Annotated in this window: 24 protein-coding genes; 11 read left to right on the top strand and 13 right to left on the bottom strand. The window is 52.5% G+C overall.

What is annotated here, in order from left to right; translation table 11 throughout:
* The first annotated feature begins 7 nt into the window (after positions 1-7).
* The 3 genes from PsAD5_RS15500 (at position 8) to PsAD5_RS15510 (ending at position 3,181) form a co-directional block, all read left to right on the top strand.
* Positions 8-889, top strand: a complete 882-nt coding sequence (locus PsAD5_RS15500) for a 4-(cytidine 5'-diphospho)-2-C-methyl-D-erythritol kinase (RefSeq protein WP_063292827.1) — start codon at positions 8-10, stop codon at positions 887-889.
* Positions 890-1,294: 405 nt separating this feature from the next.
* Complete coding sequence (locus PsAD5_RS15505; protein ID WP_063292736.1) at positions 1,295-2,755, top strand: catalase; 1,461 nt, start codon at positions 1,295-1,297, stop codon at positions 2,753-2,755.
* Positions 2,756-2,860: 105 nt separating this feature from the next.
* Positions 2,861-3,181 carry a hypothetical protein gene (locus PsAD5_RS15510; RefSeq protein ID WP_208986843.1) on the top strand — a complete coding sequence of 107 codons (321 nt, stop codon included), beginning with the start codon at positions 2,861-2,863 and terminating at the stop codon, positions 3,179-3,181.
* Between the two features lie 215 nt (positions 3,182-3,396).
* Here PsAD5_RS15510 and PsAD5_RS15515 read toward each other — a convergent pair whose 3' ends face one another.
* The gene (locus PsAD5_RS15515) at positions 3,397-4,410 is read right to left on the bottom strand and encodes a polyprenyl synthetase family protein (RefSeq protein ID WP_063292737.1); all 1,014 of its coding nucleotides are present in this window, start codon (positions 4,408-4,410) and stop codon (positions 3,397-3,399) included.
* Positions 4,411-4,605: 195 nt separating this feature from the next.
* On the opposite strand from PsAD5_RS15515, the gene PsAD5_RS15520 reads away from it, so the two are divergent.
* The 5 genes from PsAD5_RS15520 (at position 4,606) to PsAD5_RS15540 (ending at position 8,454) form a co-directional block, all read left to right on the top strand.
* On the top strand, positions 4,606-4,830 hold the full coding sequence (locus PsAD5_RS15520) for a putative signal transducing protein (RefSeq protein WP_057462549.1): 225 nt from the start codon (positions 4,606-4,608) through the stop codon (positions 4,828-4,830).
* Positions 4,831-4,921: 91 nt separating this feature from the next.
* Positions 4,922-5,725 (top strand): tRNA1(Val) (adenine(37)-N6)-methyltransferase, encoded by an 804-nt coding sequence (locus PsAD5_RS15525; protein ID WP_063292738.1) that lies wholly within the window; start codon positions 4,922-4,924, stop codon positions 5,723-5,725.
* A 115-nt stretch (positions 5,726-5,840) separates the two neighbouring features.
* Positions 5,841-6,800, top strand: coding sequence for an AAA family ATPase (locus PsAD5_RS15530; protein WP_063292739.1), 960 nt, complete (start codon positions 5,841-5,843; stop codon positions 6,798-6,800).
* 9 nt (positions 6,801-6,809) lie between these two features.
* Complete coding sequence (locus tag PsAD5_RS15535) at positions 6,810-8,051, top strand: vWA domain-containing protein (protein WP_063292740.1); 1,242 nt, start codon at positions 6,810-6,812, stop codon at positions 8,049-8,051.
* Between the two features lie 73 nt (positions 8,052-8,124).
* Positions 8,125-8,454: a hypothetical protein gene (locus PsAD5_RS15540; protein ID WP_057462552.1), complete on the top strand. Its 330-nt coding sequence runs from the start codon at positions 8,125-8,127 to the stop codon at positions 8,452-8,454.
* Positions 8,455-8,532: 78 nt separating this feature from the next.
* Here PsAD5_RS15540 and PsAD5_RS15545 read toward each other — a convergent pair whose 3' ends face one another.
* Positions 8,533-8,913 (bottom strand): tautomerase family protein, encoded by a 381-nt coding sequence (locus PsAD5_RS15545; RefSeq protein WP_063292741.1) that lies wholly within the window; start codon positions 8,911-8,913, stop codon positions 8,533-8,535.
* 95 nt (positions 8,914-9,008) lie between these two features.
* Between PsAD5_RS15545 and PsAD5_RS15550 the strand changes: the two genes are divergently transcribed.
* Positions 9,009-9,866, top strand: coding sequence for a LysR family transcriptional regulator (locus PsAD5_RS15550; RefSeq protein WP_063292742.1), 858 nt, complete (start codon positions 9,009-9,011; stop codon positions 9,864-9,866).
* Positions 9,867-9,877: 11 nt separating this feature from the next.
* On the opposite strand, the gene PsAD5_RS15555 is transcribed toward PsAD5_RS15550, so the two are convergent.
* The 11 genes from PsAD5_RS15555 to PsAD5_RS15605 form a co-directional block, all read right to left on the bottom strand.
* Positions 9,878-10,483, bottom strand: a complete 606-nt coding sequence (locus tag PsAD5_RS15555; RefSeq protein WP_063292743.1) for an AprI/Inh family metalloprotease inhibitor — start codon at positions 10,481-10,483, stop codon at positions 9,878-9,880.
* A 50-nt stretch (positions 10,484-10,533) separates the two neighbouring features.
* The gene (locus PsAD5_RS15560; RefSeq protein ID WP_063292744.1) at positions 10,534-10,977 is read right to left on the bottom strand and encodes an AprI/Inh family metalloprotease inhibitor; all 444 of its coding nucleotides are present in this window, start codon (positions 10,975-10,977) and stop codon (positions 10,534-10,536) included.
* Positions 10,978-11,289: 312 nt separating this feature from the next.
* Entirely contained in the window at positions 11,290-11,760 is a 471-nt protein-coding gene (locus PsAD5_RS15565) for an SRPBCC family protein (protein WP_208988636.1), read from the bottom strand.
* 157 nt (positions 11,761-11,917) lie between these two features.
* Positions 11,918-12,472 (bottom strand): hypothetical protein, encoded by a 555-nt coding sequence (locus PsAD5_RS15570; RefSeq protein WP_063292746.1) that lies wholly within the window; start codon positions 12,470-12,472, stop codon positions 11,918-11,920.
* A gap of 6 nt (positions 12,473-12,478) precedes the next feature.
* Positions 12,479-12,784, bottom strand: a complete 306-nt coding sequence (locus tag PsAD5_RS28325) for a lysozyme inhibitor LprI family protein (protein WP_208981980.1) — start codon at positions 12,782-12,784, stop codon at positions 12,479-12,481.
* Between the two features lie 365 nt (positions 12,785-13,149).
* Positions 13,150-14,250 (bottom strand): branched-chain amino acid ABC transporter substrate-binding protein, encoded by a 1,101-nt coding sequence (locus PsAD5_RS15580; RefSeq protein ID WP_057462558.1) that lies wholly within the window; start codon positions 14,248-14,250, stop codon positions 13,150-13,152.
* 205 nt (positions 14,251-14,455) lie between these two features.
* Positions 14,456-14,815 (bottom strand): DUF6867 family protein, encoded by a 360-nt coding sequence (locus PsAD5_RS15585; protein WP_057462559.1) that lies wholly within the window; start codon positions 14,813-14,815, stop codon positions 14,456-14,458.
* Positions 14,816-14,827: 12 nt separating this feature from the next.
* Complete coding sequence (locus PsAD5_RS15590; RefSeq protein WP_057462560.1) at positions 14,828-15,559, bottom strand: ABC transporter ATP-binding protein; 732 nt, start codon at positions 15,557-15,559, stop codon at positions 14,828-14,830.
* Entirely contained in the window at positions 15,556-16,404 is an 849-nt protein-coding gene (locus tag PsAD5_RS15595; protein WP_057462561.1) for an ABC transporter ATP-binding protein, read from the bottom strand. Before PsAD5_RS15595 ends, PsAD5_RS15590 begins: the two co-directional genes overlap by 4 nt.
* Entirely contained in the window at positions 16,401-17,735 is a 1,335-nt protein-coding gene (gene livM / locus PsAD5_RS15600; RefSeq protein ID WP_063292748.1) for a high-affinity branched-chain amino acid ABC transporter permease LivM, read from the bottom strand. The genes PsAD5_RS15595 and livM overlap by 4 nt, the downstream gene beginning before the upstream one ends.
* Positions 17,735-18,670 carry an ABC transporter permease subunit gene (locus PsAD5_RS15605; RefSeq protein ID WP_057462563.1) on the bottom strand — a complete coding sequence of 312 codons (936 nt, stop codon included), beginning with the start codon at positions 18,668-18,670 and terminating at the stop codon, positions 17,735-17,737. The genes livM and PsAD5_RS15605 overlap by 1 nt, the downstream gene beginning before the upstream one ends.
* 715 nt (positions 18,671-19,385) lie before the next feature.
* On the opposite strand from PsAD5_RS15605, the gene PsAD5_RS15615 reads away from it, so the two are divergent.
* Together PsAD5_RS15615 and PsAD5_RS15620 are read left to right on the top strand one after the other, a co-directional pair.
* The gene (locus PsAD5_RS15615) at positions 19,386-19,835 is read left to right on the top strand and encodes a flavin reductase (protein ID WP_244272090.1); all 450 of its coding nucleotides are present in this window, start codon (positions 19,386-19,388) and stop codon (positions 19,833-19,835) included.
* Positions 19,836-20,024: 189 nt separating this feature from the next.
* Positions 20,025-21,047, top strand: coding sequence for a P1 family peptidase (locus PsAD5_RS15620; RefSeq protein ID WP_063292750.1), 1,023 nt, complete (start codon positions 20,025-20,027; stop codon positions 21,045-21,047).
* Positions 21,048-21,183 lie beyond the last annotated feature (136 nt).

A 21,183-nucleotide genomic window follows, 5' to 3' on the forward strand; every position in this document is an offset into this window, starting at 1 on the left:
TATTATGATGACTTTGGAAGATACAAAGGCAGCACGGGTTGAGGAATTAGCCCGTGCCAAGGTGAACCTTGCCCTCCACATCACCGGTCAACGGGAAGACGGCTACCACATGCTCGACAGCCTTGTGGTGTTCCCTGAAATCGGCGACCTGATCTCGGTTGAACCAGCCCCCGACCTTTCACTCCAGATCACTGGAGAGTTCTCTGCGAAGATACAGGGCGATCCTGCTGACAATCTGGTCATCAAAGCCGCAAACATGCTCGCAGAACACCTGCCCTCCGCATCAGGAGTTCAGATAGAGCTCGAAAAATCGCTCCCCGTTGCAGCAGGCATCGGCGGCGGGTCCGCGGATGCAGCCGCAACTCTGCGCGCGCTCACGAGGATCTGGGGCGTGTCTCCGTCTCCAACAGACCTTGCCAAACTTGCCCTAAGTCTCGGCGCTGATGTGCCTATGTGTCTGGAAGAAAAGCCTGCCCGCATTCGTGGCATTGGGGAGATCATCGAACCGCTGACAGATCTCCCATCCGGAGCGATCGTTCTGATCAATCCATTGATTGAGGTCTCCACCCCAGCCATTTTCCACACGCTGGAAAAGAAAAACAACACCCCGCTGCCGGAAATGCCGGAAGAGTTCGAGAGTATGAAAGCCCTCGCCAACTGGCTCAAAACCTGCCGCAATGACCTACAAAAACCAGCTATCTCACAAGCGCCAGAAATCTCTGAGGTCCTCGACCTGCTGGCCTCCCAGCCAGATACCCTCCTCGCCCGCATGTCCGGCTCCGGCGCCACCTGCTTTGCCCTTGTTGAAACCTTAGAAGCCGCCCAAGCCATAGCCTCCCACTTGCAGGAAGCTAAAGGAAACTGGTGGATCAAGGCGGCACGGGTTTAGGCTGAGCATGGAAACCAAACTTATGTGCATCCAGGCTTTGCCATAAGTCTCTTTTTAAAAGCCATCTATGCTGCCAAGCGGTTCTGTGATGGGAGCTCACGTTCCCATCTTTTCACCCAGAGCGGGCTCACCTTTACTCCTCACAGGTTGCCCTGATTATTCAGAAGCCGAGGACAGTCTGCTGTGATCTGGTTTGCCTCGCAATTTTGCCTTCAATCCAAAGTTGTCCTCACATACACGCCACAACAACTAGCTAGATTCCCAGAGGTAAACTCTTGATCTGCCGCATCTTTTCAACTGATGTGACGACATCATCAAGACAAGTTATGGCTCAATAAGTTTAATTGATTTTGATTTTCTCCGCTCTGAAATCATCCTTCAGGCATAATAATATGCGGAGAGAATATGACGAATCAGCCCAAGTTGACCACTGCTTTTGGTTCCCCCGTCCCCGACAATCAGAACATTCAAACTGCAGGCCCCCGCGGTCCAGCGCTGCTGCAGGATGTTTGGTTCCTCGAAAAAATGGCCCACTTTGATCGTGAGGTTATTCCTGAGCGCAGAATGCATGCCAAAGGTTCTGGCGCTTATGGAACGTTCACAACAACCAATGACATCACCAAGTTCACTCGCGCTAAGATATTTTCCGAAGTTGGCAAAAAATCTGATTTATTTATGCGTTTCTCGACAGTGGCAGGAGAACGTGGCGCTGCTGATGCAGAACGGGATATTCGCGGCTTCGCCATCAAGTTCTACACTGAGGAAGGCAATTGGGATCTGGTGGGCAACAACACACCAGTTTTCTTCCTCCGCGATCCGTTAAAGTTCCCGGATCTGAACCATGCAGTAAAACGAGATCCGCGCACCAACATGCGCAGTGCGGATAACAACTGGGATTTCTGGACGAACCTGCCTGAAGCTCTGCATCAGGTCACGATCGTCATGTCAGACCGCGGCATTCCGGCGACTTATCGCCATATGCATGGATTTGGCAGCCATACCTATAGTTTCATCAACGCAGACAACGAGCGTTATTGGGTTAAGTTCCACTTTGAAACCCAACAAGGTATCAAAAACCTGACAGATGAAGAAGCCGCTCAAATCGTTGCAAATGATCGCGAAAGTCACCAGCGAGATCTATATGACAGCATCGAGAATGGCGAATTTCCGAAATGGACACTGTCAGTCCAGATTATGCCAGAAAAAGAGGCCGGCAATTATCACATCAACCCGTTTGATCTAACCAAAGTCTGGCCCAAGTCCGACTATCCGCTGATCGAAGTTGGCGTGCTTGAACTGAACCGGAACCCTGAGAACTACTACGCTGAAGTTGAGCAGGCTTCATTTGCCCCTTCCACAATTGTGCCCGGCATCAGTTTCTCTCCCGACAAAATGCTTCAAGGCCGCCTGTTCTCTTATGGGGATGCTGCTCGGTATCGTCTTGGAGTTAATCACTCGCAAATCCCGGTCAATGCACCGCGCTGCCCATTCCATTCCTATCACCGCGACGGAGCCATGAGAGTTGATGGCAACAACGGTTCACGCATCGGATATGAGCCGAACATGTTTGGCGAATGGCAACAGCAACCAGATTTCTCCGAGCCGCCACTTTCCATAGAAGGAGCAGCGGGTCATTGGGACCATCGAGAGGATGAAGATTATTATTCTCAGCCTGGCGCTCTTTTCCGCTCAATGAATGCAGACCAGAAAGAAGCTCTGTTTGCAAACACAGCCCGCTCGCTTAGCCCCGCACGTATCGAAATCCAACACCGTCATGTCCGCAACTGTTACCGAGCGGACCCTGCTTACGGCACAGGTGTTGCTGCTGCGCTCAACATCAGTATTGCAGATGTAAAAGACATCTAAGTTACATTGATAGCCAAAGATCAGGGGCTCTGCCAAAGCCGACCAACCAACCAATAAAGGCCCCTGATCCACAATTGCCGAAGTACATTCTAAGGGGAAAATTCAATGGATTTCAAAGGTAACGATACCCATATCAATCGACGCATGCTTTTAACGCGCGGTTCCACGATGGCTGTCGCCACAGGAGCATCTGTCGTTGCGAGCAATGCCTGGAGCGCGAGTCAAAATGAGGAAGACTTAAGCGCCAAAATCCTTCAGGTCATATCGGAGCTTGAAGCAGAAACAAATTCTGAGCTCGCAGCTATTACCTGGTCCAGACAACATATCGCGAACAGATTGCGAGCATCACTTAATTTGCCTATTGAGCAGGAAGAGTACAACAAGAATTATCGGGATTATTACGACCACAAGCTACAAAAGGCATGATTTAAAGTAGCTTTTTCAATGCACTGCTGCACTTTTAATTTCAAACGAGCAGCAGTGCGAACTCCTACTTTATTTAGATTTTTTGCTCAAGGCACGTCTTCAACGCCTGCCATCACTTTACCCTTGGTACACAAGTCTCACTCCCAGTACAGCCAACAAAAAAGCGCCGGGCATTTCTGCTGCGGCGCTTTCAATTTCTTCGAACTGCTCTCTGATTAGCTCACACGGGCAATACAGAAGTCGACGGCTTCTTTCAGCGCCTGCTTGGCAGGACCGTCTGGCAGGCTGGTCAGAGCTTCAATTGCAGATGCACCATAATCACGCGCTTTTTGAACCGTATCAGCCAGAGCGCCAGTGTCGTTCAGCAGCTTGATGGCATGATCCAGATCGCCCTCTTTGATGTCACCATCTTCCAGACAACGTTTCCAGAACGCCTTGTCCTCATCGCTGCCACGCTCCATCGCGTAGATGACAGGCAGTGTGATCTTGCCTTCGTGGAAGTCGTCACCAACGTCCTTGCCAAGATCAACAGTCGCTCCGCCATAATCCAGCGCATCATCAACAAGCTGGAAGGCATAACCAAGCTCAAGCCCGAACTTGCGCGCAGCAGCACGCATCTCGTCACCTTTATCGGCAATCTCCGGGCTCACTTCGCAGGCAGCTGCAAACAGAGCGGCTGTTTTAGCCTCAATCACCCGCAGGTACATCTCAAAGGTCGTGGTGGTATCCTGAGCGGCGCCCAGCTGAAGCACTTCACCTTCAGCAATGATCGCGGAGGCCTCAGACAGAATGCGCAGCGCTTCCAGAGAGTGCACATCAACCATCATCTTGAAAGCCTGACCAAGCAGATAGTCACCCACCAGCACGCTGGCCTGGTTGCCCCAAAGCTTGCGAGCAGCCAGCTTACCGCGGCGCATATCGCTTTCATCGACAACATCATCATGCAGCAGAGTTGCCGTATGCATAAACTCTACAGATGCTGCAAGGATGACATGTCCCTCGCCTTCGTAGCCAAACATCTGTGCAAACGCCAGTGTCAGCATCGGGCGCAAACGCTTCCCACCTGAATCGATCAGATGGCGCGCAATTTCCGGGATCAGCTCAACATTAGAACCGGCTTTGGAGAGGATCAGCTCGTTCACCTTCTCCATGTCACCTGAAACGAGCTCTACGAGCCCCTGAATTCCAGCTGGTTTGGCTGTCTGAGATTGAAGACCAACAACGCCCACGGGATACCTCTATTTTGATTCCAACGGGACAATAGGTTGGTAGATAGTCTCGGGCAAGCTTTAGTAAGAATTTGCTGCCAATAAAGTAGTGTCGAAGGGATAATTTACCAATCACAATTAGTTTTTTTCACAATACCAACCCTAACCTGCATACTTTCTGGCAAAATAGGCAACTCTCTTCAAGAGGACACCATCGTGGAAGAACTCATCAGAACAACAGATCCCGTCCTCATCTCGCATCTTGAAGCCCTGCTGGGAGATGCCGAGATCATCTACTTTGTCGCTGACACCAACATGAGCATACTGGACGGCTCCCTTGGCTTTTTGCCGCGCCGGATCATGGTGGAAGCAGACCGTATGGATGAAGCTTGTCAACTTATGCGTGATGCTGACCTGGGACACTACCTAAAAGACGCGTGAAAACTTCTCTTTAGATAAACAATAGGGATTGCATGAAAACCGGCAGCCTGTATCAGTGCGTTATTGCGACTTTTCTTGATCCGGCGCCGCCATGACCAACCCTGAAACACCTCAATCTCAGCAGCAAACCACCAGGGACAAGTTCCTCGGCGGTAAAGTCATGGTTGAGCAACCTGCAAAAGGCCGTCATAGAGCGGGGCTTGATGCCGTCTATCTGGCCGCATCCCTGCCGCAAAGCACCACAGGCACGCTTTATGATTTGGGCACTGGCGTCGGCACTGCAGCTTTTTGCGCCGCCCACCGCCTGCCAAACATCAAAGCCGTCGGCGTTGAAGTTGACCCCGTCACCGCAGCGCTGGCCCGCAAAGGCCTGTCCCTGCCGGAAAACGAAAGTTTTGCTGACCGCGTCTCCATTCTGGAATCCAACCTCACCGCAAAGGGCAGCATTCGCCACCAAAGCGGCCTTGGCTCTTCCATCGCGGATCATGTGATCATGAACCCGCCCTACTACGACAGTACCCGCTTTCGCGTCACCCCGAAGTCAGACCGTGCGCCAGCCCACGCGCTGGATGAACGCGGCATCGAGCCGTGGATCAAAACCGCGAAAGATCTGCTGAAGGACGGCGGAACACTCTCCATCATCTTCAGAGCAGATGGCTTGCAAGATCTCCTCGACCCCATGCAACGCCGTTTCGGTGCCATCGATATCATCCCGATCCGCCCGACTGCAGACGCACCAGCCACCCGCATCATTGTCCGCGCAGTGGCCGCTAGCAAAGCCCCGCTCCAGATCCTGCCGGGCTTCACCCTGCATGAAGAAGCAGGCGGCACCTTCACACAGCAAGCCACCACCATCATGCGCGATGGCATGGGCCTTGGCCTCGCAAACCGTTGAGCAACACGGCTAACCTGCCGATAACAATCCGCTTTCAATATACGTTTTTCTCCCTATTATGATCGCAAGGCGCAAATCAAGGCGCAGCAGTTGACAGGGCGGGAGCAGACTATTTATGAGCAACAAGGTTGATCTACCAAACTCCATTGAAGAAACCCTCACGCTCTTAAGTTCTGGCGGGTATCTGGCAGATCGCGCACTCGCAACCGTGCTGCACCTGTCCCTGCGCATGAAACGCCCCCTCTTCCTCGAAGGCGAAGCTGGCGTTGGCAAAACCGAGATCGCCAAAGTCCTCTCAGCCACGCTCAACCGCCCCCTCGTCCGCTTGCAGTGTTATGAAGGGCTGGACGTGTCCTCCGCCGTCTACGAATGGAACTATGCCGCCCAGATGGTCGAAATCCGCATGGCGGAAGCCTCCGGCAGCGTGAACCGCGAGAACCTCAACACCGCCCTTTACAGCCCGCGCTTCCTGATCAAACGTCCTGTCCTACAGGCGTTGGAGACCACAGAGCTGGGCGCGCCGATCTTCCTGATCGACGAACTGGACCGCACCGACGAAGCCTTTGAGGCCTTCCTGCTGGAAGTGCTGGCAGACAGTCAGGTGACGATCCCGGAGCTGGGCACCATCACCTCTGATGAACCACCGATCACCATCATCACCACCAACCGCACCCGCGAGATTCATGACGCTCTGAAGCGCCGCTGTCTCTACCACTGGGTGGATTACCCAACAGCAGAGCGCGAGCTGCAAATCGTGCAAACCAAACTGCCAACAGCCGCCGCAGCCCTTTCCGCTCCGTCTCTTTATACACATCTCCGAGCCCACGAGGATGACGCCCTCTTCAAAAAGCCAGGCGTCGCCGAAACGCTGGACTGGGCCACCGCCCTCACAGAACTGCAAGAGGTCGCGCTTGATCCGGAAATGGTGTCAGACACGCTCGGTGTCCTGCTCAAGTATCAGGAGGACATCGACCGCATCAAAGGCTCCAGAACCCGTGCGATCCTCGATGAAATCCGCATGGAAGCCAACTCACAGGCCACCATTGCTGGCAGCATGCCTGCCCCAATAGCATAGCCTTGCCTGATGCAGGACACGCTCACCCCCGCTCCATCCCCGCGCCCACCACACGGGCGCATCACCGAAAACATCGTCCACTTTGCCAGAACCCTGCGCAAAGCGGGCCTGCCTGCTGGCCCGTCTTCTGTGGTGGATGCGGTGAGCGCGGTCACCATCAACGGCATTGAGAACAAGCAGGACCTCTATTGGACCCTCCATTCCGTCTTCGTCCACAAACGCGACCAGCAACCCGTCTTCGATGAAGCCTTCCGCCTTTACTGGCAAAGCAAAGGCCTCGTTGAAAAGATGCTGGCGCTGCTGTCTCCGGTCGCGCCTGCCGGACAACGCGAGCCTGAAAAGCCGCGCGCCGCACAATCCCGCGTTGCCAATGCCTTTGAGGCCAACAAGCAGCGCGGGGCCAAAGAAACCAAACCACTGGTGGAGGTAGACGCCCGCTTTACCGTCTCGGAGAAGGAAGTCCTGCAAAAGAAGGACTTTGCCCAGATGACAGCTGAGGAGATCGCGGAAGCACGCAGATCCCTCGCCCGCCTCACCATGCCAGCAGATCAGGTCCGATCCCGTCGCTTCAAACCCGTCCATTCGCACACTCTGGGCAAACAGGTGGATGCCAGAAGAACCATGCGCGCCACGCTCAAGGCTGGTGGCTCCATCATCGATCTCAAGCACAAAGCGCCCGCTCAGGTTCATCCACCCGTGGTCGCGCTCTGCGATATCTCGGGCAGCATGAGCCAGTATTCACGCATCATGCTGCACTTCCTGCATGCTCTGTCAGAAAAGCGCAAAACCCACACCTTCCTGTTTGGCACACGGCTAACCAACATCACCCGCGCCCTGCGTATGAAAGACCCTGATGAGGCCCTCGCCGCCTGTACGGATGAAGTGGAAGACTGGTCCGGCGGCACCCGCATTGCCAGCTCGCTGCAAACCTTCAACCGCACCTGGCTCAGACGTGTCTGCCACGGCGGACCAATCGTCCTGCTCATCACGGATGGGCTGGAACGGGAAGCTTACGATGAATTGTCCGTTGAGATGGATCGTCTCCACAGATCTTGCAGACGGCTCATCTGGCTCAATCCGCTGCTGCGCTACGACAAGTTTGAGGCCAAAGCACGCGGGATTCAGGCAATACTGCCGCATACCGATGAGTTTCGGGCAATCCATTCCATGGATGCAGTTAAAGATCTTTGCCTCGCCTTGAATGACAAGCGCATAAATAGTTCATATGATGCCACCAAGAGATTCCTCTAGCGCACATTCCCGGCAAACCTTCGGCTCGCCTGCGTGAGACCACGCAGAAAGCCCAACCTTTCTGTCAGATCCGATGACGTTCAAAGTACTTCTGCACATTGTAAAAACAGTATCAGCAATCTACGCCAAACGGTTCAACATCAACCGTGACGAGATCTGGTATCTTGCGAAACTTCAGGAAGAGCTCGGAGAGCTGACGGCAGCCCATTTGAAGGCCACCCGCCGCGGCCGTTCCGGTTCAGCAACTCCAAAAGAACTGCATATGCAAAAGGAAGACGAAGCCGCAGACCTGCTGGCCCACCTTCTGCTTTATGCAGACCGCAATGATCTCGATCTGGAAAAAGCAATCCGCCGCAAATGGATGGCCCACCTTCCAGCAGAAATCATGGACAAGCAGGTCTGATACACCCACGTATCAGACGCCTCTCAGCGTTGTCACCTCCTTCATTGGCTTTCAAATTCACCATGAAAGGCAATGGTGTCACGCGTATTGAGCAATGCCGTTGCCAAGCGACCAGTTCTCCTTTTCCACCTCAATCAAATTTATAAAGACATCCTCTGACCGGATTTGAGGTTTCTCTCCAAGCAGCTCGACAATGCGTTGAAACAGAGCCTTCTTCTGCGCGGAGCTGCGGGTGTTGTTGAGCGTAATCTGGATAAAAACCAGATCCTCACTGCGGGCAATATCAAGATATGAGCCGCCAAACCGAAAATTGGCACTGGTATGCTCTGTAATCGCCATAAACTGGTTGTCCTCTGGCGTCTCAAGCGCATCACGCATGGCATGATAAACACCATCAAAAATCGCCTGCCGGTAAACATCAGATTTTCCTGACCGCAATGAGATATGAACAAGTGGCATCAGCGTTTCCTCCTCTGGTTCGCTGAGGCAACTCTAGACGCGACTTTAATATTTTAATATACAATGACTAACTATATCAGAAATTGAAATTTTAAATGACTGATCGCCCGCTTGATCTCGACGCAGTGCGCACATTTGTTAAAATTGCAGAACTTGGCAGCTTCACTCAGGCTGCTGAGGCCATGCAGTCGACCCAATCAACTGCAAGCCTGAAGCTAAAACGGCTGGAGAAGCGGTTAGGTTGCCAGCTCATAGAGCGAACCCCTCGCTACGTGCAGCTGTCTGCACAAGGCGTGACGTTTCTAGAACATGCGCGGGAACTTTTAAAACAACACGACCATGCACTGGCCTCCCTCACCAATGCCCGTCAGCGATTGACCATCGGCATCAGTGATCATGTTGCAGGGCCAGAACTTCCAATGCTGATCGCCCGCATGAACGTACAGGATCCAGAACTCCTGATTGAAATACGGATTGGCTCCTCAGGCGACCTGCTAAAATGCTTTGACCGGCAGGAACTCGACACAGTGATTGTGCGCCAGCACGAAAGCAGAGAAGATGGCAAGCTGATCGCAAATGAGAAGTTCGGCTGGTTTGCGTCGCAAGACTGGCAGCCTCGCGCCAACGAGCCCCTACCCGTTGCCACCATGCCGGAACCCTGCGGCGTGCGCATCATGGCCGGACAGCTGCTCGATCAGGCCGATATTCCATGGAGAGAGGTCTTCGTTGGCGGCGGCGTCACTGCTGTATCAGCCGCCGTGATGGCCGGGTTGGGCGTAGCAGCTCTCGCTCGCCGTATGCTGCCAATTGGCGCAATTGATGTGGGAGAAAAGCTCGGCCTGCCTGATCTGCCCGCCTTGCCAATCATGCTGCATACAAGAGTTCGCAGCGGAAAACCGAACGAAGCGGTCACCGCACTCACCACTGCCCTCAAAAGCGCAGTGCCAGAGTAAGCCAGGTTCAATTATCGCGCAATGGTGATTGGTTTGCTATTGCTTGCCAGTTGGCCTTCCCAGCGGTTCCATTCTGTCATGCGCATGCTGCCTTTGGCGCGGGAGAAGTTGTCAAACAAAACGAGCTCCTGCCCTTTCATGCGCCAGTTGGACACAAAGAACAGATCCCCATCCATGCAGTGATTGAAACTGGCAGAGTACCCATCATCCTTAGGTTCTGTGCCAAGTGTCAGCTCACAGACGCGCTCATCAGAGGTCAGATAAACGGTCCAACCGCCAACCATATCCTTCACCTGCACAATAGGCTGCGAACTGCGTTCCTCTTTCTTTCCAAGAGCTGCAGCTGCAACCACACCAGCCAGAAACGCCGTCGCAGTACCCGGATCAACAGTCGCCTGAGCTGAACTGCTTGTCGTCTTTGTGACAACAGTGCCATCTGCCTTAGTTTCCATATTACTTTGCGTGGTCTGTTCCTGCGCGACAACGCTCTGGTTGGAAGCTGCATTGGCAGGCGGTTGCGCAGCAGGCGTAGGCGCAGCATAGGGTCCAGCACCTCCCCCAGCACTTTGACAACCTGCAAGCGCCAGCAAGCTCCCGACAACAATAAACCTCTTCATTTCATTCCCCCCAAAGAATTCGCCCCAAATCTCTGTAATCTATCGTCTTGTCAGTTTCCCAGGCGAACAAGACCAAGCGCAGGGGCCCCACCCTCTTGCGCTTCCTCCCAGCGGCCATTCCCGCTTTCATGAAAGGATGCGATCACTTCATTTCTGTGATCGAACAGAACCAGAGCGTCCTGCCTCACATTCCACGCCCATACATTTGGCGTACCGGAACACACAGAACTTGCTGCATAATTTCCACCAAACTGTGCTGTTTTCAGTTGGAGTGCGCACGGGTTTTGCCCCTCACCACGCATTACAGACCATTTGCCTGCAAGCACAACAACAGTTGCCAGCTCTTCAGCCGTTTTCTGAGCACTCACAACGGTTGGTTTTGCGTTAGATTTTTTAACCGCCGCCTCAGTGAGATCAGGAGCGTCGCCGACATAGTTCGGCACACAGCCTGCCACTGCAAAACCTATTGAAATAATGAAGGTTTTGGACCGCATGAATACCCCTGATCATGCACAGACAAGCACTCAAACGCCCCACACTTGCTGCCTGCACCCACTCCACCAATTTTCCCAATATAGAAAAATTGAATTAAATTGATAATTTAACCTAGTAAATCCGAGGGTGATTTGAACAGGGTAAACTCTCAAGTATTCACTATTAAAGTGAGTTCCTCATACGCATCACAACAGTCAACACTATGAATACATACTGCATTTCAGATAATTACAAAGAGGGTGCACCATAATACTGCGAACGGGATATCACCCTTCTTTGACAGGGCCACAGAAAGCATCTTCCTGAGGCAATCACACCTCCGAGTTCTCGCGCTTTGAGCTCTCCAGATACCCCGCCAGCTGAGCCAGAGAAGCCTGCCATCCTCCGCGCGTTGCTTCAATCATATCCGCGCCGATCATCGACGTCACCTGTATGGTCACGCGAAGCTCGGTAGCACCTCCTTGTTCTTCCATGACAACAGCGATCAAAGAGACGCTCAAGAGCATATCACTGGTTGAAACCAGCTCTGTAAACAGCAAGCAATCCGGAGCTCTGATATCATGATAGCGTGTCTCAACGCGAAACCGTAAATCGCCCTTTTGGCCGCACTGATGAATATCTAGACCACCAACGCGAAAATCATTTTCAAGAAACTCAATAGCTTCATCATCGGAAGGCACTCCCCACACCATCCGGGCCTTCGGCTCTTCCCATGCTGAGAACACATCCGCAGCAGATGCCTCCAGCACAGCACTGATCTCTATCGTGTCATGGGTAATCATCTGGCTCACAGCCCCTTTATGCCCTTGCGTAAGAGATAACCAATCCTACTCGCTTTTCTCAAAAGGGGAACCCGGTTCAAGAGTAAAGATAGGCGAAAATGGGCTTCGACAAACGCAAGTACGCGCTAGGGGAAGTTGCACAGGACTGAAAGGTGGATCACCCTTCCTGGACAGGGCGACAAAAGGATCCGGATTCCTGGATTGCCTCAAGAGGGACCAGATTCAGCATGTACTGTTCGGCTTCCACACCTGAGTGACCAAGCGCAACAAACTGATAGACACCATCCAGCCAGCATCCATCCTGCACAAACTCAGGCAGCTCGTAAAAGTCCAGGGAGCGCACTGCATCCTGCGGGCCATTGTCATCAACCAGCCATGCGATAACCAGTGGTGTAGACTGCCCGGTACTGTTCTTGATCTGGGTAAGCTCCTCACGCAAAGCAGAACAATACTGTTCATCCAGATTGCCCAGCTTCACCCTTAGATGCCCCATCAGACCATGATAGGCAGGTGGTGGAGCGGTGACACTGTAAGCAAACGGCCTCGCCTCTTCGCCGGCAGGCACGTCAACAGGCATTGCAGTCACCTCCCAACGCGGGACAGGCGTCTTGCCATCCCCTGCTTTACAAAGTGGCAGGTCAACCTGTTGGGCCGCCTCTACGGAGCCAACCCCAAAAACTGAAAAGACAATCACACATACCCATAATCTCATATGGTCCTAGTTCCCTAATGGTGTCGCAAATTCAGAAAGCTGTAGCGCCCAAAGCGCGGTTAAACGGTTGTAGCATTCCATGCCCAGTACAGGAGCAAGCGTTCCCTTTGGGTTCATGGCATACGGAATATTGCAGGTGTTGTTGCGAAAGGCCTTCCAGTTCCGACCAGCTTCAACAAGCATGGTCTTCGTGGGCTTGTTCTCATTCCGCCTCAACTCCTTCTCAGAATTCAAAATCATCTTTTCCCAAAGGGCTGTTTCGCGCGAGTAGCATTCTCGCATACCCATGCTGGTCTGGTCTTGCAACTTCATGGCGCAAGTTTCAAAGACCTTTCCAATGCACTGAACTCTGTCGTTGAACACAAGCCCCCCTTTTCGCAGGCACTCATGAAACGCCTTTATTTCTTCAGGTCGCGGCGTGTTAGACCCCTGCGCGGCAGCTGCGCCGGAAGAACAAAGAAATGCAATCAACACCAAACATCGAATGATCATTGGGCACCTTCAATAAACAAGGCGCCAGTGTACGCGCGGAACCTTAAGCCAGAAGTAGCCAATAAGAACAGAGCGCATTCAACCTTAATAGGGCTCTTCCAACCTCCCTAAACTCCAACAAAAAAGGGTCCCGGAGCATCGCCCCGGAACCCTCACAAAACCTGAATAAACTCAGGCTTTAAATCTTAGCGGTAACCGTAGGAACCGTCTTTCCACTCGTACCAAACGTAACCTGGCAGAGACACATCGCCCTTCTCGTTGAAGGACAGCTCACCAAGAACGGTGTCGAACTTGCCAGCGTTCAGCTTCTCTACAACTGCATCATAGTCGGTAGAACCAGCTTCAGCCGCAGCTTTCGCCCATGTCTGGATCGCAGCATAGGTGTAAAGAGCGTAACCTTCAGTGGTTTTGCCAGCAGCTTCAAGAGCAGCCACAACAGCAGCAGCTTCAGCGTTGTTACGTGGGTCCGGCGGGAAGGTCATCAGTGTGCCTTCACCAGCTGGGCCAGTGATGGACCAATACTCATCAGTCACAAGAGCATCACCGGAAACCAGAATGGTGTCCATGCCCTGATCAACCATCTGACGCTTCATCAGACCAGCTTCAGTGTGGTAACCACCAACGTAAAGAACGTCGACTTTTTCAGACTTCAGCTTGGAAACCAGCGCGGTGTAATCTTTTTCACCAGCGGTATAAGCTTCATAAAGCGCTTCCTGCTTACCAGCAGCGTTCATCACAGCCTTAGTCGCGTCAGCAAGACCTTTACCGTAAGCAGTCTTGTCGTGGATCACAGCAATGTTCTGACCGCCGAACTCAGTCGCAAGCGTCGTACCGGCAACTCTGCCCTGCTGGTCATCACGACCACACACACGGTAGGTACCAGGTCCTGGACGCTCGTCAGTGTACTTCGGGTTGGTGGATGCTGGAGTGATCTGGATGATACCCTCTTCAGCATATACCTGAGAAGCTGGGATGGAAGAACCGGAGCAGAAGTGACCAGCCATGAAGGCTACGTTTTTACCAACCATCTGGTTGGCAACAGCAACAGCCTGCTTAGGGTCACATGCATCATCGCCAACTTCCAAAACAAGCATCTCGCCGTTCACACCGCCAGCAGCATTGATGTCAGCAACAGCCTGTTCAGCACCAGCTTTCATCTGCGCACCAAACGATGCGTACTGACCAGTCATTGGGCCTGCAGTAGCAATAGTGATTTCAGCCATAGCTGCGCCAGAGATTGCCATAGCAGCAACACCGGCAACGCTTGCCAAAAGATACTTTTTCATAAAAAACTCCCCGAGTCAGGTGCATTTCTCAATTGAAATTGAGCGGGAAACGCAATCGTCTCCCACCAGAGCAGGCAAACCCCTCGCCTGCTCAATGCTTCCGACAATGAGACCTCTCCGTACTCATCATCTGGATGCCTAGCCAGTCACCAGTGTGACCCAGAACTGACCGAATGCGCAACAATTATCTAAGTAATTTTGCGAATTAGTAATTATCTTGCTGGCCCGGCTTCAGCTTCCAGCCAAAGGGACCTGTTTTGTCATAAAGCCAGCTGTACTGCGTCACCATCTGCTTAGTCCGTGTCATGCGATAACTCGCCAACGCAATGCCGATGAGAATGGCGTAATCCACCACCAGGTACTGAATGGAAAGCAGAGGCTCTTCAAACAGCGCAAACGACAAGAATCGCATGGCCAATGACAACAGGAAGATGAACCAGAACAGGATCGGTAACGGCCGCCACGTGGTCGCAATAGAGCGCCCCGTCGCAGCAGCAGCCAGACCGCCTAAAACAACAACCAGCATGATAAAGGCAGGCATCGAGCTGCCGTAAAGAATACCCATCTCTTCGCCTCCTTAGTGCGCGCCGCCTTCAAGATAAGCTGCCTTCACCTCTTCACGAGACAAAAGCTCCTTACCGGTGCCGGTCATGGTGATTGTACCGTTGACCATCACGTAGCCCCGATGAGCCAGCTTGAGTGCGTGATACGCATTCTGCTCAACAAGGAACACGGTCAGACCATCGGCCCGGTTCAGCTCACGGATAGCATCAAAAATCTGCGACACGATGATCGGAGCAAGCCCCAGAGACGGTTCATCCAGCAACAAAAGACGCGGACGGCTCATCAAGGCACGGGCAATCGCCAGCATCTGCTGTTCACCGCCCGACAAAGTCCCGCCGCGCTGCTGCTGACGTTCTTTCAAACGCGGAAACAGCTCAAACGCACGACGCAGGTCTTCCTCAAAATGCTCATTCCCGGCAACCATACCGCCCATCATCAGGTTCTCTAAAACCGTCATGCGTGGGAAGATACGGCGACCTTCTGGTGACTGAGCAATACCGGTGCGCATAATCTCGTAGGTTGGCTTGTAGGTGATGTCCTCACCGCAATACGTCACAGACCCGTTACGAGCCTGCGGCGTGCCGCAAACGGTCATCATCAGCGTAGACTTGCCTGCACCGTTCGCACCAATCAGCGTCACGATCTCACCTTCATACACATCAAGATCAACACCATGCAGTGCCTGAATCTTGCCGTAGAAGGTTTTAACTCCGCGAATGCTCAGGAGTGGTTGTTGAGCGTTCATGCTATGCCCACCTCCTCTTCAACCTGATCGACTTCATCATCCTCAACCCCCAGATACGCCGCGATCACATGCGGATCGTTTTTGACGAACTCAGGAGAGCCATCAGAAATCTTCACGCCGTAATCCAGCACCACAACGTGGTCGGAGATTTCCATAACAACAGACATGTCGTGCTCGATCAGAACAACCGAAGTGTCATGCTCTTTGCGGATGTATTGAAGCAGATTGTTCAGCTCCAGACTTTCTTTCGGGTTCAAACCAGCAGCTGGTTCGTCCAGACAAAGAAGTTCAGGGCCGGTACACATGGCACGGGCAATCTCCAACCGGCGCTGATCGCCGTAGGAAAGATCAGCCGCAGGTGCATCCGCACGATCGATCAGATCAATGCGCTCCAGCCAGTACTTGGCAGTTTCAATCGCGTCCACATTGGACTTTTTGTAACCACCAAGCCCCAGCAGACCACCAATGGTCCAGTTGGAAGCAACCATCAGCGGATTGTGCTGTGCCACCATCAGGTTTTCCAGAATGGTCATGCCGCCAAACAGACGGATGTTCTGGAACGTACGGGCAACTTTCGCGTCCGCCGTAATTTTGAAGTCTGCCATCCGTTCCAAAAGGTGCTTTTCACCATTGGAGCGGTTCATGACAAGACGGCCTTCAGTCGGCTTATAAAAACCGGTGATGCAGTTAAACACTGTGGTTTTACCCGCACCGTTCGGCCCGATCAGCGCAGTAATGTCACCACGCCCAATGTTGAAGCTCAGGTCGTTGATCGCCGTCAATCCGCCGAAGCGCATGGTCAGGTGCTCAACCTTCAGAACAGGGTTGTTGTCCCAGGTGCTCATCCGTGGCCCTCCTGAACGAGATCGGCAGAGATGCCCTTAGCGTTTCTGGAAAGCGCCACACTTGGCGTTCTGCTTGAGATCAATCCACGCGGTTTCCAAACCATGATAACCACCATGATCATACCGAAGACAAGCATGCGGTATTCTTCAAACTCGCGGAAGAATTCAAAGCCACCGATCATCACAATCGCTGCAATCACCACGCCAATCTGTGAGCCAAGACCACCCAAAACCACAATCGCAAGAATGATCGCAGATTCAAGGAAGGTGAAACTCTCAGGAGAGATGAAGCCCTGACGCGTTGCAAAGAAGGACCCTGCAAAGCCAGCGAACATCGCACCAAGAGCAAAGGCTGTCAGTTTGGTATTCGTTGTGTTGATACCCAGTGCCCGACAAGCAATCTCATCTTCACGCAAAGCTTCCCATGCACGACCAATCGGCATCCGGCGCAAACGCATGGTCACGAAGTTCGTAAACAAGGCCATTGCGAAGATGAGGTAGTACAGGAAGATGATGCGGTGAATACTGCTGTAATCCAGCCCAAAGAAGCTCGCAAAGCCGCCTTCAGCACGGGTAAACTCCAACCCGAAGAAGCTTGGACGCGGAATACCGGAAAGACCATCAGGTCCGCCTGTAAACTGATACCAGTTCAGCAGCACAACACGAATGATCTCACCAAACGCAAGCGTCACAATGGCAAGATAGTCTCCTCGCAGCCTGAGGACAGGAAACCCGAGGATGACACCCCAGAACGCAGCCAGAATACCGGCAAGCGGCAGACAGAGCCAGAAGGAGAAACCAAAGTAATGGGCGAGCAATGCATAGGAGTAAGCTCCAACCGCATAAAACGCCACATAGCCCAGATCCAGCAATCCAGCCAAACCAACCACAATGTTCAGGCCCCAGCCCAACATCACATAGGTCATCACCAAAATAGCAAGGTCAATATATTGACGCGACCCACGGGCACCAAGCCAGAACATCAACGCAAATGGAAGCGCAACAGCCAAAACGACCAAGCCATATTTTAGCACATTAGAAGAGCCTCCTCCCAATCCACCCTTTGGCAATAGGCCAGAGAGGTTGAGAGACGGCGGGTCTTCCCGTTTCCAGAAGAAGATGTTCATGGCGAGACGGCCAGCGAACACAACGAGCACTGCAACTGCAACCGCTAACCAGCGGTGTTCCAGAAACAGCTCCGCGCCGCGGCCTGACGCCACATCAACGCGCAAACCAACCATGACACAGGCAAGGGCGAACGTAATAACCGCAGCACCCAAACTGTCTTTTACACTTGCAACAAGCAAGCTGTCTTTTTTTCTCGCTTGCATCAGACCTTCTCCACCTCAGGTTGGCCGAGAAGTCCTTCCGGCATAAAGATCAGAACAATCGCCAGGATCGAAAACGCGGCAACATCTTTGTACTCAACGGAGAAGTAGCCAGACCAGAACGTCTCGATAAGCCCGATCAGCAATCCACCCAGCATTGCACCCGGCAGCGATCCGATTCCTCCCAGAACCGCAGCGGTAAAGGCCTTCACACCAGCCAGGAAGCCGATGTAAAAATCTACCACACCGTAATACAGCAGGAACATCAGACCTGCGACCGAAGCCAGAGACGCACCCATCACAAAGGTAAGAGAGATTGTGCGGTCAACATTCACACCCAGCAAGGACGCCATCTTCCGGTCCTGCTCACAAGCACGCTGAGAGCGGCCCAGATTGGTGTTGTTGATGAGATAAGTGAAGCCACCCATCAAAATGACCGTCGTCACAACAATCAAGATCTGGATGTAAGACAGGTTTACGATAAAGCCAGAACCATCTGCACCACCATCAGTCAGCTGAAAGCTGCCGGAAAAGAGAGGTTGCAATGGCTTATTCTTGGCGCCTTGAGAAACCTGCACGAAGTTCTGAAGAGCAATTGATGCACCAATTGCAGTAATCAGCGGTGCAAGACGGAATGACCCGCGCAAAGGCCGATAGGCAATGCGCTCTACTGTCCACCCCCAAACAGCAGTCAAAGCCATGGCCACAACAAGAACGAGGGCCAGAGCCAAAATCAAAAGAAGCACCGGTGTAGCGGCTGTAATGCCAAGTGCAACAATTAGAATGAGTGCAACGAAAGATCCGACCATGAAGATATCGCCATGGGCGAAGTTAATCATGCCGATAATGCCATAGACCATTGTATAGCCAATGGCGATGAGACCATAAATGGACCCCAGCGTCACACCATTGATAAGTTGTTGGAGAAAGTAATCCATGTTTTATTTTGTTCCCCGCATGAGATCAGCTTTTAGTTGCTGTCCAGTCTGAATGCCTCCGAATTCAGACCCCAAATATTTTATGGTAAGCCGACCTGTAAGTATATTACCCATACTTATAAGTCCGTATTTTGGAATTTTCCTATTCTTTATACGCGTCAGGCGCATTTTTATTTCATACAATCCAAAATCTGGACTTATTCCTACTCCCGACAATCCACTAGGACAGTCTCTGAGACCAGAGCACCACAACCCATACGTGAATTTTCCTCATCCGTAGAAAGCCTCTTCCCTATTCTGTAATATATCACAGCTGTTGTATACTGACCATATCCGGACAAAAACTGCAAGATGGTACCCAGGATTTTTTGAAGATTTCCAATTTGCCCGTGCGTGAAGACCTTGTTGGGCATTCAATTTTCAATGAAAATTCCGGAACAGCAAAATGCGCGCCTAAAACTAGAATATAGCCTCTGGTATATTAATCAGTTTTTCGCAGTAGAACTAGCTTTTCTCAGCAAATGGCTATAACTACTCTATTTCAAATACCTGTCGTTTTTGGGCGACTGAAAAGTACTAATGAATATTGTACAGTGTGAAACACAGATCATACCTGTGGGAATATCTTGGAACGAACTGGATGACGACAGCTTTAACCATGGCGCCAACTGAAAATACGAATAAAAGTCTCGCCTCGCATGAATTTAGAGAGGCAATGAGTCGTTTAGGCGCTTCCGTTCATTTGCTGGCCAGTGCTGGCCCTGCAGGGCGCATTGGCGCAACCGTTTCATCTGTGTGTTCCGTCTCTGATGATCCCGCCACCTTGCTTGTCTGCCTCAACCGCAGCGCAAAGGTGAATCAGATCGTCAAGGACAACGGCGTGTTCTGTATCAACACACTCATTCATGATCATACAGACTTGTCGAACGTCTTCGCTGGCCAGGGCGACCTGCCAATGGAAGAGCGCTTTGCAAAAGGAACTTGGGGCACTCTGGCAACAGGAAGTCCTGTTCTGGAAAGTGCACGTGTCAGTTTCGATTGCCATATCAAAGAAGTAACAGAAGTCGGCACCCATTCAGTTCTATTTGGTGAAGTGGTCGCTGCACGTCTGGGTGAATTTGCACCCGCTCTGATCTACCTCGACCGAAATTACCATTCAGTCTAAGGGTGTTCCCTATTCCAGTTTTCGGAATAGATTTATCTTGAAACAGGGACTTCGGACATATCTTTGCCCGAAAGGGCCTACAGATTTTCAAACCAAGATATGCATAAAGACAATTAGTTAGAGTGCCCTGCGATTTTTTCATCGCTAAGGCGCTTCCTGTACGTTTTAATAATAAATTAGGGAAACACCATGTCCCCAACACCGCGCAACCTGATCACCGATGTTCCGGGATTGAAGGTCGGCAACGCTCATTGCGAAAAGACCAAATCAGGTGTCACCGTCCTCATTCCCGACGAGCAAGCCGTTGCCTCCGTCGCCATCATGGGCGGAGCCCCCGGCACACGTGACGTTGCCTTGCTGGAGCCGGAGCAAACCGTCAATGCCATTGACGCGCTCGTCTTGTCAGGCGGCTCTGCATTCGGACTGGATGCAGGCAGCGGTGCACAGGTTCGACTGGCAGAGCTCGGCAAAGGTTTCAGTGTTGGCAGTGCTGTCATTCCAATTACCCCCACAGCCATTCTATTCGACCTTCTCAATGGAGGGGATAAATCGTGGGGCAGAAATCCAATCTATCGCGAAATGGGCATCGAGGCCGTCGACAATGCAGCCGACGAATTCGAACTCGGCACTGCAGGCGCAGGTTTCGGAGCAACCACCGCTGATCTGAAAGGCGGACTGGGCTCAGCCTCCCTCGCCCTCCCCCGCGGCGGCACCGTCGGCGCGCTAATCGCCGTCAACGCACTGGGCCGCACCACAATTGGCGACACGCCTTACTTCTGGGCAGCCCCAAGCGAACAGAACGAAGAATTCGGCGGATTGGGCTGGCCAACCGAAATGCCTGGCATGGACCGCACCGTGCAAACCAAGTTCACGCTTGGCACAATCGACTTATCCCCGAACACAAACACCACCATCGGTGTTGTCGCAACGGACCTGATCCTGACCAAGTCAGAAGCCAAACGCATTGCCACAGCCGCCCACGACGGCTACGCCCGCGCCCTCTGGCCAGCACACACACCAATGGACGGCGACCTGCTCTTCGTGATTTCTACCGGCAAACGAAAAATGCAGGAACCAATGGTCGAATTGCTGGAACTGGGTGCATACGCAGCTCAGACAGTCTCCCGTGCTATCGCCCGCGGAGTCTACTCAGCCTCAAAGTACCCGGGTGACACTGTACCAACTTGGAAGTGTCAACACGGATCACGGTAGATTTGAATTCCGTATTCCGCTATTTCCGTTAAGGTAAAGATCCACATAGCAACGCGAACCAACGCACAAAAACGCTGAATTGCGCAAAACAACGCAAATTCGCGCAAAGTGCCTGATCAAGTTGTTGTGGGGAGTG

Source organism: Pseudovibrio sp. Ad5, assembly GCF_001623095.1.
In the GTDB taxonomy this organism is placed as follows: domain Bacteria; phylum Pseudomonadota; class Alphaproteobacteria; order Rhizobiales; family Stappiaceae; genus Pseudovibrio.